Raw genomic sequence first — 14071 nt, 5'->3', positions numbered from 1 at the left:
TTTTCCTGAGCGATAAAAGGGTTCGCTCACGAAAAATCCTTTTTTCGATTCGCGTTGCGACCTCGATACAACACTTTGAGCAACGCATCGTCGTTCATGCAGAGCGCGACGTGTGTCGCGCGTGTATCGCGAGGTGCGCTCGACGCATCGAACGCTGATCGAAACGCGACGTCGTCGGGGATGTTTCGATCGCTTGTCACTGCCTGCAACGCAGGTGCCGCGTTACAGATTCCTTATCATTTTTTTAGTTGAGAGCGGCGCACACTTCAACCTCGATCGATTGTCGTGTGCGCCGCGCTGACCTGCTTCTCAGGTCAGGCGTACTGCGTTACTGGCACGCTTCGCATTCGTCGAAGCCAGGATCGCCCGGACGCATCGTGCACACCGGGCCATCTGCCTCGACCGGTGCGAGTGCCGGTGCTGCGTCGACTGCGCCCGACGACGATGCTGCGCCGCCTGCCGCACCGAAGCCGCCGGCTGCGCCTTGCGCGCCGCCGCTGCTCGAACCGCCGCTCGTCGGCACCGCGTTCAGCGCGCCGTGTGCGACCGTCGACTTCTCGACGTGCGTCGCCGCCATCGTGCGGAGGTAGTAGGTCGTCTTCAGGCCGCGCAGCCATGCGAGCTTGTAGACCTCGTCGAGCTTCTTGCCCGACGCGCCGCCCATGTAGATGTTCAGCGACTGCGCCTGGTCGATCCACTTCTGGCGACGCGATGCCGCTTCGACCAGCCACGTCGGGTCGACTTCGAACGCGGTCGCGTAGATCGCGCGCAGATCGGCCGGGATCCGGTCGATGCGCGACAGCATGCCGTCGAAGTACTTCAGGTCGGCAACCATCACTTCGTCCCACAGGCCGCGTTCCTTCAGGTCACGCACCAGGTACTCGTTCACCACCGTGAATTCGCCCGACAGGTTCGACTTCACGTACAGGTTCTGGAAGGTCGGTTCGATACAGGCCGACACGCCGATGATGTTCGAGATCGTCGCCGTCGGTGCGATCGCGACGCAGTTCGAGTTGCGCATGCCGTGCGTGGCGATCCGCGAACGCAGCGACGTCCAGTCGAGCGATTCGGACGTGTCGACCTCGACGTAGCCGCCGCGCGCTTCGGCGAGCAGCTTCAGCGTGTCCTGCGGGAGGATGCCGCGATCCCACAGCGAGCCGCGGTAGCTCGAGTAGCGGCCGCGCTCCTCGGCCAGCTCGGTCGACGCGTGGTACGCGTAGTAGCAGACCGCTTCCATCGAACGGTCGGCGAACGCGACCGCCGCTTCCGACGCGTACGGCGTGCGCAGCAGGTGCAGGCAGTCCTGGAAGCCCATGATGCCCATGCCGACCGGGCGATGCTTCAGGTTCGAGTTACGCGCCTTCGCCACCGCGTAGTAGTTGATGTCGATCACGTTGTCGAGCATGCGCATCGCGACGCTGATCGTGCGCTTCAGCTTGTCGTGGTCGAGCGCGAAGCTGCCGTCGGCCTGCTTCACCAGGTGGGCGACGAGGTTCACGGAGCCGAGGTTGCACACCGCGATTTCGGAGTCGCTCGTGTTCAGCGTGATTTCCGTGCACAGGTTCGACGAGTGGACGACGCCGACGTGCTGCTGCGGCGAGCGCACGTTGCACGGATCCTTGAACGTGATCCACGGGTGGCCCGTCTCGAACAGCATGCCGAGCATCTTGCGCCACAGCTGCGCCGCCGGGATCTTCTTGAACAGCTTGATCTCGCCGCGCGCGACCTTGTCTTCGTAAGCCGTGTAAGCCGCCTCGAATTCCGCGCCGAACTTGTCGTGCAGGTCCGGGCAGGTCGACGGCGAGAACAGCGTCCAGTCGGCGCCTTCCATCACGCGCTTCATGAACAGGTCGGGAATCCAGTTCGCCGTGTTCATGTCGTGCGTGCGGCGGCGATCGTCGCCCGTGTTCTTGCGCAGCTCCAGGAACTCCTCGATGTCGAGGTGCCACGATTCGAGGTACGCGCAGACCGCGCCCTTGCGCTTGCCACCCTGGTTGACCGCGACGGCCGTGTCGTTGACGACCTTCAGGAACGGGACCACGCCTTGCGACTTGCCGTTCGTGCCCTTGATATGCGAGCCGAGTGCACGCACGCGCGTCCAGTCGTTGCCCAGGCCGCCGGCGAACTTCGACAGCAGCGCGTTTTCCTTCAGCGCTTCATAGATGCCGTCGAGATCGTCCGCGACCGTCGTCAGGTAGCACGACGACAGCTGCGAGCGGTGCGTGCCCGAGTTGAACAGCGTCGGCGTCGAGCTCATGAAGTCGAAGCTGGACAGCACGTTGTAGAACTCGATCGCGCGCGTTTCGCGGTCGATCTCGTTCAGCGACAGGCCCATCGCGACGCGCATGAAGAATGCCTGCGGCATTTCGATGCGGGTGCCTTCGACGTGCAGGAAGTAGCGGTCGTACAGCGTCTGCAGGCCGAGGTAGCCGAACTGCAGGTCGCGGTTCGCGTCGAGTGCTTCGCCGAGGCGCTTCAGGTCGAACTGCAGCAGCTTGTCGTCGAGCAGGCCGGCGTCGACGCCGCGCTTCAGGAACTGCGGGAAGTATTCCGCGTAACGGGTCGACATCTCGGCCTGGACCACTTCTTCGCCGAGGATCTCGCGACGGATCGTGTGCAGCAGGATGCGGGACGTGACCTGGCTGTATGCCGGATCCTTTTCGATCATCGTGCGCGCAGCCAGGATCGCCGAGTCGTAGACCTGGCTCATCGGCACGCCGTCGTACAGGTTCTTCACCGTTTCCGCGACGATCGGGTCAGGGTTAACCGCAGCGCCGAGGCCGTCGCATGCCGACACGACCAGTGCGCGCAGCGCGTTCAGGTCGAGCGGGCGCGTGACGCCGTTGTCGACGACGTTGATGCCGGTGCTCGCCTCGCCGCCCGCTGCCGCTGCTTCCTCGCCCGCATGCTGGCGCTCGAGGTGACGCTTCTCGCGATACAGCACGTACGCACGCGCGACGTTGTGCTCGCCGCCGCGCATCAGCGCGAGTTCGACCTGATCCTGGATGTCTTCGATATGGAACGTACCGCCGTTCGGGCGGCTGCGCACGAGCGCGCGCACGACGTTGTGCGTCAGTTGCTCGACCTGCTCGCGCACACGCGCCGATGCCGCGCCCTGCCCGCCATTGACGGCCAGGAAAGCCTTGGTCACCGCGATCGCGATCTTCGAAGGTTCGAACGAGACGACGCTGCCGTTGCGGCGGATCACCTTGTAGTCGGCGAACGTGGCCTGCGGCGCGAGCGCCTTCGCGCCCTGTTCGGTCCCGCCGAGCGGACGGCTCGAGGCGCTCTCGTACTGGGACGTCGCGTTGTCGGTGGTTTGCATGTGCAAAGCTCCTGGTGTTGGATGGTGCGGAGAGAACCGCGGATTAAAACGAACGCTGCGCAACGCGGTGCGCGAGCGGTAAGAGGCGAGCGATGCGCCGGGGAAGCCGGTTCGGTCGATGCGCGACAACCGATCCGGTCGTGTGCTTCGTCATGTGTACCCTGCCCCGTCGAAGTTCGCTGCGCTGATCGCGACGCCCGGACCGCCCGGCCTGACGCGCCGCCCTGAGAACCCTGTCCGCCGGCGTTGCCCGCCGGCCGGTGCCGCTCGGGTTTCCCCTGCGACACACACTATATCTAGTACAAAACTACTCAACTGGCACCAAGTATAGTGGACATTCGGAGGACGTCAAAACGGATAATTTGCGATGGAGGTCTTGACATCGCTCACGCGCAGACACGACAAGGCATTGGTCGGAGAAAAAACTTTCTCCGGTCAAAAAACCCCGCGATCAGTGCTGACGGAAAGGAAAGTATTCGGCGGAAAAACCGGCATCGCTCGCGAAGCGTTGCCAATCGAAATGCGGGCCCGGGTCGGTCTTGCGGCCCGGCGCGACGTCCGAGTGCCCGGCGAATGCGTCGACCGGGTAGCGTGCCGCGAGCGTGCGGGAGAGCGCGGCGAGCATCGCATACTGCGCGTCGTCGAACGGCACGTCGTCCGCGCCTTCGAGCTCGATGCCGATCGAGAAGTCGTTGCAGCGCGCGCGGCCAAAGAACTCGGACGAGCCCGCGTGCCACGCGCGCTCGTCGCACGACACGAACTGCACGAGCTCGCCGCTGCGGCGGATCAGGAAGTGCGCGGACACGCGCACGTCGCGCAGGTGGCTCTGGTAATAAGGGTGCGCATCGCAATCGAGGCGGTTCAGGAACAGCGCCTCGATTGCATCGCCACCGAATTCGCCGGGCGGCAGGCTGATGTTGTGGACGACCACGAGCGTCGGCACCGCGCCCGCGGGCCGCACCTCGAAGTTCGGCGACGGCGCATGGCGCGCTTCGCGCACCCAGCCGTTCGCGTCGACCGACAGCAGCAGCGCGTCGCTCATCGTGCGTCGCGACCGCTCGACCGTGCGGCGTGGCGCTGCGCGTGCTCGGCACTGCAGAAGTATTCGCCGCCCGCGGCAACGGCGTCGCCCTTCGGCGCATGCACGCCGCATTCGGCGCAGCGCACCATCGGCTCGGGCAGCGCCCGCGCGTCGCCGTTCGGGCGTGCCGCACCCGCGCCGCCGGCGCCGGGCGTACCGTCGTAACCGGCGCCGCGGCCGGTGCGCGCCTGTGCTTGCTCCTGGGCCTGGCGCAGCTTGCGCGCGATCCACGAACCCGCGAAGAAGAGAAGAATCAGGAGAAGAATCTGTCGCATCGGAAACCTGCGTTCAAACCACGGAACGGTGCAGCAGCACCTCGAAAACGAACCGGCTGCCGACATACGCGAGCAGCAGCGCGGCGAACGACACGAGCACCCAGCGCGCGGCACCACGGCCGCGCCAGCCCGACGTCTTGCGGGCGACCAGCAGGCCGCCGAACATCAGCCACGACAGGATCGCGAATACCGTCTTGTGGTCGAGCCGCAGCGCGCGCGCGTCGACCTGCTCGCTGAACAGGATGCCCGACGCGAGCGTCAGCGTGAGCAGCACGAAGCCGGCGCCGATCAGGCGGAACAGCAGCTTCTCGAGCGTAAGCAGCGGCGGCAGCGTCTCGAGCCAGCTCGCGATCCAGCCCGTCGAGCCATCGCGCCCGCCGCTCCTCAGCGACTGCAGGCGCCGCTCGACCATCAGCATCAGGATCGCGTGCAGCGCCGCGATCGCGAACAGGCCATATGCGATGTTCGCGATCAGGAAATGCAGCTTGAACAGCGGTGCTGCGGCATAAGGAAGCACCCGCACGCCGCCGAACACGAGCGGCAGCAGCGACGCGCCGCACGCGAGCGGCAATACCAGCAGGCGCAGGCTGTCGAGCGGGAAGAAGAAGCTCTCGATCCAGTAGATGCCGGCGCCGAGCCAGAACATCGCGGACAGCGCGAACGCGAAGCCGAACACCATCGCGTCGTTCGGAAAGATCGTCGTGTGGAGCAGCACGCCGTGCGCGACCAGCGCGGCGAACAGCAGCGCGCGGCCGGCCCCGCTCATCCCGGACGCGGCGGACGCGGGAACCGGCACGGCCGGCACGCTCGCGACGAGCGGCGTCGCGCCCTGACGGTGCGTGCGCCAGCCTGCGACGGCGAGGCCGCCGTACAGGAATGCGGTGAGGGCATACAGTACAATATCCATGTTCGAAGTTTACACTAGGCCCCCTTCCCGCGACGGCTCCCTTTGTTCGGTTCCGCCGCGCCTTCGGGCCCCACTGTCCATCGCTCCCCATGCTCGACAATCTCACTCAACGGATGGCGCGCGTCGTCAAGACGCTGCGCGGCGAGGCCCGGCTTACCGAGGCGAACACGCAGGAGATGCTCCGCGAGGTGCGTCTCGCCCTGCTGGAGGCCGACGTTTCGCTGCCGGTCGTCCGCGAATTCATCGCCAAGGTCAAGGAAAAGGCGCTCGGCGAAGAAGTGATCAGCAGCCTGTCGCCGGGTCAGGCGCTGGTCGGCGTGGTCCAGAAGGAACTGACCGCCGTGATCGGCGGCGACTACGAAGGCAAGGCCGCCGAGCTGAACCTCGCGGTCACGCCGCCCGCGGTGATCCTGATGGCCGGCCTGCAGGGTGCGGGCAAGACCACGACCGCCGGCAAGCTCGCGAAGCTGCTGCGCGAGAAGTACAAGAAGAAGGTGCTGACCGTGTCGTGCGACGTGTATCGCCCGGCCGCAATCATGCAGCTGAAAACGGTGAGCGAACAGGTCGGCGCCGACTTCTTCCCGTCCACGCCGGACCAGAAACCCGTCGACATCGCGATCGCGGCCGTCGACTGGGCGAAGCGCCACTACCATGACGTGCTGATCGTCGACACGGCCGGCCGCCTCGGCATCGACGAAGTGATGATGCAGGAAATCGCCGCGCTGCACGGCACGCTGAAGCCGGCCGAAACGCTGTTCGTCGTCGACGCGATGCTCGGCCAGGACGCGGTCAACACCGCGAAGGCGTTCAACGACACGCTGCCGCTCACCGGCGTCGTGCTGACCAAGCTCGACGGCGACTCGCGCGGCGGTGCCGCGCTGTCGGTGCGTCACGTCACGGGCAAGCCGATCAAGTTCGTCGGTGTCGCCGAGAAGCTCGACGGCCTCGAGGTGTTCCACCCCGACCGGATGGCGAACCGGATCCTCGGCATGGGCGACATCCTCGCGCTCGTCGAGGAGGCGCAGCGCGGCGTCGACGTGCAGGCCGCGCAGAAGCTCGCCGACAAGGTCAAGAAAGGCGGCGACTTCGACCTGAACGATTTCCGCGCGCAGATCTCCCAGATGAAGAACATGGGCGGCCTGTCGTCGCTGATGGACAAGCTGCCTGCGCAGTTCCAGCAGGCGGCGGCCGGCGCCGACATGGGCCAGGCCGAGAAGTCGATCCGCCGGATGGAGGGCATCATCAGCTCGATGACGCCGGCCGAGCGCGCGAAACCCGAGATCATCAAGGCGACGCGCAAGCGCCGCATTGCAGCCGGCGCGGGCGTGCCGGTGCAGGAAGTCAACCGGATGCTGAACCAGTACGACCAGATGCGTACGATGATGAAGAAGCTGAAGGGCGGCAACATGCAGAAGATGATGCGCGGCCTGAAGGGCATGATGCCCGGCATGCGCTGATTCCGCCCATCGGCCGGCGCGCGGGTTTTTGCTGTAGCGCGCGCCGTCCGTTCTGCTTCATTCTTATTTGTATACCGACTGCCCGCCAGAACACATGAACCGCGAAGAAGCCCTCCACATTTTCAACCACTCCGAAGAGATCGTCTCGGCCGACGCCGTCAATGCGTCGATCTCCCGGATGGCCGACGCGATCCGCGCCGAGATCGGCGATGCGTTCCCGCTCGTTCTCTCGGTGATGGGCGGCGCCGCGGTGTTTACCGGGATGCTGCTGCCGCATCTCGATTTCCCGCTGGAATTCGACTACATCCACCTGACCCGCTATCGCAATACGACGCAGGGCAGCCCGGAAATGCACTGGCGCGTCGCGCCGCGCGAATCGGTGAAGGACCGGATCGTGCTCGTGCTGGACGACATCCTCGACGAAGGCGAGACGATGGCCGCGATCCGCGACCGCATCCTCGACATGGGTGCGCAGCGCTTCATGTCGGCCGTGCTGTGCGAGAAGACGCTCTCGAAGGCAAAGCCACTGCACCCCGACTTCTGCGGCTTCCCGGTGCCCGACCGCTACGTGTTCGGCTGCGGGATGGATGCGAAGGGCTACTGGCGCAACCTGCCGACGATCCGCGCGCTGACCACGAACGTCTGAGCGCCCCGCTCCTCCGCACCATATAAATAGAAAGCGGCGCCCCGGTTTCCCGGAGCGCCGCTTTTTTTTCGTGGGTGTCCTGGATGCGCGCCGCGTCGCCCTACAGCTGGTGCACGAACGCGCGGACACCGCCCAGCATCATCTCGACCGAAATCGCGACGAGCACGAGGCCCATCAACCGCTCGAACGCCGCGACGGTCCGCTCGCCGATCCATTGCTGGATCCGCTCGGCCAGCACCAGCGTCACCGCGCAGACGATCATCGTGACCGTCAGCGCGCCGACCCACTCGAGCATCTTGCCGGGCCCCTGCGACGTCAGCAGCATCACCGTCGCGAGCGCGGACGGCCCGGCGAGCGCCGGAATCGCGAGCGGCACGATGAACGGCTCGCCGCCCGCGCGCGGATCGTTGCCGAGCGCGCCGTCCGGATGCGGGAAGATCATCCGCAGCGCGATCAGGAACAGCACGATCCCGCCGCCGAGCCGCAGCGACAGGTCGGTGAGGCTCATCATCCGCAGGAAGCGGTCGCCGACCAGCATGAAGAACAGCAGGATCACGAATGCGATCCCCACTTCACGCAGGATCAGCTTCACGCGCCGCTCGCGCGGCACATCCCGCATGGCCGAAATGAACAGCGGGATGTTGCCGAGCGGATCGGTGATCAGCACCAGGAGCACGGTGGCCGACAGGAAGGTGTATTCCACCGCGTTCCCCGGTCGGTGCGCTTAGCGCGCGAGCGCGGCGCGGATCTTCTCCGCGACCGTCGCCGCAGCCGCGTCGGCCGGCAGCAGCGTCGCTTCGGCGTCGCGGCGGCCCTGATACTCGATCTTGCCTTCCTTCAGGCCGCGCTCGCCGATCACGAGGCGATGCGGCACGCCGATCAGCTCCCAGTCGGCGAACATCACGCCCGGGCGCTCGCCGCGATCGTCGAGGATCACGTCGATGCCGGCTGCGACGAGTTCCGCGTACAGCTTGTCGGCGGTCTCGCGCACCATGTCGCTGCGGTCATAGCCCATCGGGCACAGCACGACTTCGAACGGCGCGATCGACTCGGGCCAGATGATGCCCTTGTCGTCGAAGTTCTGCTCGATCGCCGCGCCGAGAATACGCGTGACGCCGACGCCGTAGCAGCCCATCAGCATCGGCTGCGGCTTGCCCGACTCGTCGAGGAACGTCGCACCCATCGCTTCCGAGTACTTGGTGCCGAGCTGGAACACGTGGCCGACTTCGATGCCGCGGCAGATGTCGATCACGCCCTTGCCGTCCGGCGACGGGTCGCCCTTCTTCACGTTACGCACGTCGGCGACGTCCGGCTCGGGCAGGTCGCGGCCCCAGTTCACGCCAGCGATGTGGTAATCGACCTCGTTCGCGCCGACGACGAAGTCGCTCATGTTCGCGACCGTGCGGTCCGCGATCACCTTCACGGGCTTCTTCGTGCCGACCGGGCCGAGGTAGCCCGGCGGCGTGCCGAACCACTCGACGATTTCCTGCTCGGTCGCGAAGCGGTGGTTCTTCAGGCCCGGCAGCTTCGACACCTTGATCTCGTTCAGGTCGTGATCGCCGCGCAGCATCACGAGCCAGATGGTCGGCTCGGCACCTTCGTTGTCGGTCGCGAGCACGATCGACTTGATCGTGCGCTCGAGCGGGATGGCCAGCAGTTCGGCGACGGCTTCGCACTTCGCCTTGCCGGGCGTCGCGACCTTCTCCATCGCTTCGGCCGGCGCTGCGCGTTCGGCGATCAGCGGCAGCGCTTCGGCCGCCTCGATGTTCGCCGCGAATTCGGACGTCGGGCAGTACGCGATCGCGTCTTCACCGGTGTCGGCGATCACGTGGAATTCGTGCGAGAAGTTGCCGCCGATCGAGCCGCTGTCGGCCGCGACCGCGCGGAACTCCAGGCCGAGGCGCGTGAAGATGCGCACGTACGCGTCGTACATCTTGCGATACGACTCGTTCAGGCCGGCCGCATCCTTGTCGAACGAGTACGCGTCCTTCATGATGAATTCGCGGCCGCGCATCACGCCGAAGCGCGGACGGATCTCGTCGCGGAACTTCGTCTGGATCTGGTAGAAGTTCACCGGCATCTGCCGGTAGCTCTTGATCTGGTTGCGCGCGATGTCGGTGATGACTTCCTCGTGCGTCGGCCCGATCACGAAGTCGTTGTCCTTGCGGTCCTTGAAGCGCAGCAGCTCGGGGCCGTACTGCTCCCAGCGGCCCGACTCCTGCCACAGCTCGGCGGGTTGCACGGCCGGCATCAGCAGCTCGATGCCGCCCGCCCGGTTCATTTCCTCGCGCACGATCGCCTCGACCTTGCGAATCGAACGCAGGCCGACCGGCAGGTAGTTATAGATGCCGCCGGCGACGCGACGGATCATGCCGGCGCGCACCATCAGCTTGTGGCTGACGATCTCTGCGTCGGCGGGTGCTTCTTTCAGGGTGCCGATAAAGAAACGGGAAGCTTTCATGCGGACGGTTCCAAAAACGGCGCCCCCAGGCGGGGCGCCCGAAAAAGTTTCAAGGTGAAAAAGCTGCGCGCGACGAACGACGATGGCGCAGACGACGTAGCAGACTAATCAGGGACAATTCAGCCGGTGTACCCCGCGCGGATTCGCTCCGTCACGGTGCGCAGCGCCCGTTATCTGTTTATAATCAAAGCAATTTTAAAGGATTCGAAGGTGGTTGTATGCTGGATCGTGAAGGCTTTCGCCCGAACGTCGGCATCATCCTCTTGAACGCGCGCAACGAGGTGTTTTGGGGCAAGCGGCTCCGCGAGCATTCCTGGCAGTTTCCTCAAGGTGGGATCAAGTATGGCGAGACCCCCATGCAGGCGATGTACCGGGAACTGCACGAGGAAACGGGCCTGCATCCGGAACACGTCAAGATAATCGGCCGCACTCGCGACTGGTTGCGTTATGAGGTGCCTGACAAGTTCATTAAACGCGAAGTACGCGGTCATTACCGCGGCCAGAAGCAGATCTGGTTCCTGCTGCGGATGGTTGGACGCGATTGCGACATTTGCTTGCGCGCGACCGACCACCCGGAGTTCGATGCGTGGCGCTGGAACGAGTACTGGGTGCCGCTCGATGCGGTGATCGAGTTCAAGCGGGATGTCTATCAGTTGGCGCTGACGGAACTGTCGCGCTTCCTGCGCCGCCCGGCGCAGCGAGCCGAGAAGCCGCGCGGGCCGCGTCTGTCGCGCTATCCGCGCGTCATTGGCGTACAGGCCCAGCAGACGCTGACGATTGTCGACACATCGGTAGTCTGTTCGGAGATCGAAGTGGAAGCGAGCACGCTCGACGAGATGCCGCCCCACGTGATCGTCGGCAAATGACGAATCGAACTGCATGACCGGGCGCGACCTTGGTGTCGCGCCCTTTTTTTACGAGGAATGCATATTGAAAGCGATTGCTCTCGCGCTCGCATCGATTGCCGCGGTAGCCACGCTGGCAGGCTGCGCGAATTCGAAGACGCCCACCAACAAGGATGACAGCGAGTTCGTGTATCTGCTGGACCGCCAGGGCACCTGGAAGGAAAACGCGGTCGACTCGCTGCCGCCGCTGCCGCAAACGGGCGACCTGCTGCCGTTCAACGTATCGCAGAACACGCCGCTCAAGTTCTTCGTCGATGCGAAATCGCTCGCCGTCGGCACCGATGGCGTCGTGCGCTACGCGGTCGTCATCACGAGCCCGGCCGGCGCGCGCAACGTGAACTACGAAGGTATCCGCTGCGACACCTACGAATGGCGCCAGTATGCCGGCCTGAATTCGGAACACGACGGCTGGGATCGCACCGTCGAGAACGACTGGCGGCGCATCGAGAACGGCGAGCTGAATGCCTACCACTCGGCGCTCTATCAGGACTACTTCTGCTCGAACAAGATGCCGCAGGGCACGACCCAGCAGATCCTGGAAAACATCCGGTTTCACCGCACCGCGATGAGCCAGTTGCGCTGACGGCGCGCGGCACCCGCCGCGCCCCTGTCCGCCGCATGAAAAAAGCCCGCATCACGCGGGCTTTTTCATTTGACGGCCGGAACCGGCACGTATGGTCACACCAGCACCAGGTTGTCGCGATGGATCAACTCGGGCTCCAGCATGTAGCCGAGCACGGATTCGATCTCGCCGCTCGGTTTGCGGTGAATCAGTTTCGTCTCCGCACTGCTGTAGTTCGTGAGCCCACGCGCCACTTCGCGCCCGTCGGGGCCAACACACGCGATGACTTCACCGCGCGCGAACGCACCCTGCACGTCGATCACGCCGATCGGCAGCAGGCTCTTGCCGCCGGCCGTCAGCTTCTCGACCGCGCCCGCGTCGATCACGACATGGCCGCGCACCTGAAGGTGGTCGGCCATCCACTGCTTGCGCGCCGCCATCCGCGCGGTACGTGCGATCAGTTGCGTGCCGATCGCCTCGCCGGCCGCCAGACGCACGAGCACGTCGGTCTCCCGGCCGCTCGCGATCACGGTGTTCGCGCCGCTGTGTGCCGCGCGCTTCGCCGCGAGGATCTTCGTCAGCATCCCGCCGCGGCCGAGGCTCGAACCCGCGCCGCCGGCCATCGCCTCGAGTTCCGGCGCGCCTGCATTGGCTTCTGCAACGAGCGTCGCATTCGGATCCTTGCGCGGATCGGCGGTGAACAGCCCCGACTGGTCGGTCAGGATGATCAGTGCATCGCCTTCGATCAGGTTTGCAACGAGCGCGCCGAGCGTGTCGTTGTCGCCGAACTTGATTTCGTCGGTGACGACCGTGTCGTTCTCGTTGATGATCGGCACGACGCCGAGCCGCAACAGCGTCAGCATCGTCGAACGTGCATTCAGGTAACGCTCGCGGTCCGCCAGGTCGGCATGCGTCAGCAGGATCTGCGCGGTGCGGATGTCGTGCTCGGTGAAGCGGCTCTCATAGACCTGCGCGAGCCCCATCTGGCCGACTGCGGCGGCAGCCTGCAACTCGTCGATTTCCCGCGGCCGCTTGCTCCAGCCTAGCCGCTGCATCCCTTCGGCAATCGCGCCCGAACTGACGAGCACGACTTCCTTGCCCTGGGCGCGCAGTGCGGCGATCTGAGCCGCCCAACGGCCGATTGCTGCATGATCGAGCCCCTTGCCGTCGTTGGTCACGAGGCTGGAGCCCACCTTCACCACCAATCGCTTCGAATCCGCGATGATCGAACGCATCCTGCACTGTCTCCTGTATCTGCTGCCTGCCCGGCCGGGGCGCGATTGAACGCTGACGCCGGGCGGCACGCCCGGCGCGTTCCGGAATCGCTCAGGCGTCGTCGCCCGGCGCCGCACCGCCCTTGGCAGGCGGCTCGTCGCGGAAACGCACGTCCGCCGCGAGATCTTCCGCCTCCGCCGCACGATGCGCGTCCGAATGTTCGGCGAGGTAGTCGTAGATCGCGTAGCACAGCGCTTCACAGCCCTGGCCCGTCAGTGCCGAGATCTCGAACACGGGGCCGTCCCACTCGAAGCGCTCGAGGAAATCCGCGACGCGCGCCTTGCGCTCGTCTTCCGGCACCATGTCGAGCTTGTTGAGCACGAGCCAGCGCGGCTTTTCGTAGAGCGCCTCGTCGTACTTGCGCAGCTCGCCGACGATCGCCGTCGCTTCCGCAACCGGATCGACGCTTTCGTCGAACGGTGCGAGATCGACCAGATGCAGCAGCACGCCGGTGCGCTGCAGGTGGCGCAGGAACTGGTGGCCGAGGCCCGCGCCTTCGGCGGCGCCCTCGATCAGCCCCGGGATGTCCGCGATCACGAAGCTCTTGCTCGGACCGACACGCACCACGCCGAGATTCGGCGCAAGCGTCGTGAACGGGTAGTCGGCAATCTTCGGCCTCGCGTTCGACACAGACGAAATGAACGTCGACTTGCCCGCGTTCGGCATGCCGAGCAGGCCGACGTCGGCGAGCACCTTCAGTTCGAGCCTCAGCATGCGACGCTCGCCGGGCTTGCCGTCCGTCTTCTGCCGCGGTGCGCGGTTCGTGCTCGACTTGAAATGCAGGTTGCCGAGCCCGCCGGAGCCGCCCTGCGCAAGCATCACCTGCTGGTCGTGCTCGGTCAGGTCGGCGATCAGCTCGCCGGTATCCATGTCGCTGATGATCGTGCCGACCGGCATGCGCAGCGTGACGTCGTCGCCGCCCTTGCCGTAACAATCCGAGCCGCGCCCGTTTTCGCCGTTGCGCGCCAGATGCTTCTTCGCGTAACGGTAGTCGATCAGCGTGTTGATGTTGCGGTCGGCGATCGCGTATACGCTACCGCCCCGGCCGCCGTCGCCGCCGTCCGGCCCGCCGAACGGGACGAATTTCTCGCGGCGCATCGACGCACTGCCATCGCCTCCGTCTCCGGCGATGACTTCGATTCGTGCTTCGTCAATGAACTTCATTCGTCACTCCGCC

At 65.5% G+C, this 14071-nt stretch carries 12 protein-coding genes; 4 read left to right on the top strand and 8 right to left on the bottom strand.

The genetic code is table 11. The annotated features are described in order from the left end of the window. Positions 1-328: 328 nt before the first annotated feature. The 4 genes from BCEP18194_RS08505 to BCEP18194_RS08490 all read right to left on the bottom strand — a co-directional run bounded on the left by BCEP18194_RS08505 (position 329) and on the right by BCEP18194_RS08490 (position 5588). Positions 329-3325, bottom strand: a complete 2997-nt coding sequence (locus BCEP18194_RS08505; protein WP_011350870.1) for a ribonucleoside-diphosphate reductase subunit alpha — start codon at positions 3323-3325, stop codon at positions 329-331. Between the two features lie 451 nt (positions 3326-3776). Beyond that, positions 3777-4367: a 1,6-anhydro-N-acetylmuramyl-L-alanine amidase AmpD gene (gene ampD / locus BCEP18194_RS08500; protein ID WP_011350869.1), complete on the bottom strand. Its 591-nt coding sequence runs from the start codon at positions 4365-4367 to the stop codon at positions 3777-3779. Then, positions 4364-4681 carry a PP0621 family protein gene (locus BCEP18194_RS08495; protein ID WP_011350868.1) on the bottom strand — a complete coding sequence of 106 codons (318 nt, stop codon included), beginning with the start codon at positions 4679-4681 and terminating at the stop codon, positions 4364-4366. Before BCEP18194_RS08495 ends, ampD begins: the two co-directional genes overlap by 4 nt. Before the next feature lie 13 nt (positions 4682-4694). Beyond that, entirely contained in the window at positions 4695-5588 is an 894-nt protein-coding gene (locus tag BCEP18194_RS08490; RefSeq protein WP_011350867.1) for a cytochrome C assembly family protein, read from the bottom strand. A gap of 89 nt (positions 5589-5677) precedes the next feature. Between BCEP18194_RS08490 and ffh the strand changes: the two genes are divergently transcribed. Both ffh and BCEP18194_RS08480 read left to right on the top strand, forming a co-directional pair. Further along, complete coding sequence (ffh, locus tag BCEP18194_RS08485; protein ID WP_011350866.1) at positions 5678-7045, top strand: signal recognition particle protein; 1368 nt, start codon at positions 5678-5680, stop codon at positions 7043-7045. Between the two features lie 94 nt (positions 7046-7139). After that, the gene (locus BCEP18194_RS08480; RefSeq protein ID WP_011350865.1) at positions 7140-7691 is read left to right on the top strand and encodes a hypoxanthine-guanine phosphoribosyltransferase; all 552 of its coding nucleotides are present in this window, start codon (positions 7140-7142) and stop codon (positions 7689-7691) included. A gap of 100 nt (positions 7692-7791) precedes the next feature. Here the strand turns inward: BCEP18194_RS08480 and BCEP18194_RS08475 are convergent, their stop codons facing one another. Both BCEP18194_RS08475 and BCEP18194_RS08470 read right to left on the bottom strand, forming a co-directional pair. Beyond that, positions 7792-8394, bottom strand: coding sequence for a MarC family protein (locus BCEP18194_RS08475; RefSeq protein WP_011350864.1), 603 nt, complete (start codon positions 8392-8394; stop codon positions 7792-7794). Positions 8395-8415: 21 nt separating this feature from the next. Further along, a complete protein-coding gene (locus BCEP18194_RS08470) occupies positions 8416-10152 on the bottom strand; it encodes a proline--tRNA ligase (protein WP_011350863.1) in 1737 nt (578 codons plus the stop codon). Positions 10153-10370: 218 nt separating this feature from the next. Between BCEP18194_RS08470 and BCEP18194_RS08465 the strand changes: the two genes are divergently transcribed. Both BCEP18194_RS08465 and BCEP18194_RS08460 read left to right on the top strand, forming a co-directional pair. Continuing rightward, a complete protein-coding gene (locus BCEP18194_RS08465; RefSeq protein ID WP_011350862.1) occupies positions 10371-11018 on the top strand; it encodes an RNA pyrophosphohydrolase in 648 nt (215 codons plus the stop codon). A gap of 13 nt (positions 11019-11031) precedes the next feature. After that, positions 11032-11640 (top strand): CNP1-like family protein, encoded by a 609-nt coding sequence (locus tag BCEP18194_RS08460; protein ID WP_011350861.1) that lies wholly within the window; start codon positions 11032-11034, stop codon positions 11638-11640. A 95-nt stretch (positions 11641-11735) separates the two neighbouring features. On the opposite strand, the gene proB is transcribed toward BCEP18194_RS08460, so the two are convergent. Continuing rightward, a complete protein-coding gene (gene proB / locus BCEP18194_RS08455) occupies positions 11736-12854 on the bottom strand; it encodes a glutamate 5-kinase (RefSeq protein ID WP_011350860.1) in 1119 nt (372 codons plus the stop codon). A 91-nt stretch (positions 12855-12945) separates the two neighbouring features. Then, positions 12946-14058: a GTPase ObgE gene (gene obgE, locus BCEP18194_RS08450; RefSeq protein WP_011350859.1), complete on the bottom strand. Its 1113-nt coding sequence runs from the start codon at positions 14056-14058 to the stop codon at positions 12946-12948. Positions 14059-14071 lie beyond the last annotated feature (13 nt).

This window comes from Burkholderia lata (genome assembly GCF_000012945.1).
Lineage (GTDB): Bacteria > Pseudomonadota > Gammaproteobacteria > Burkholderiales > Burkholderiaceae > Burkholderia > Burkholderia lata.
This window is presented reverse-complemented; position numbering and strand designations above follow the sequence as displayed.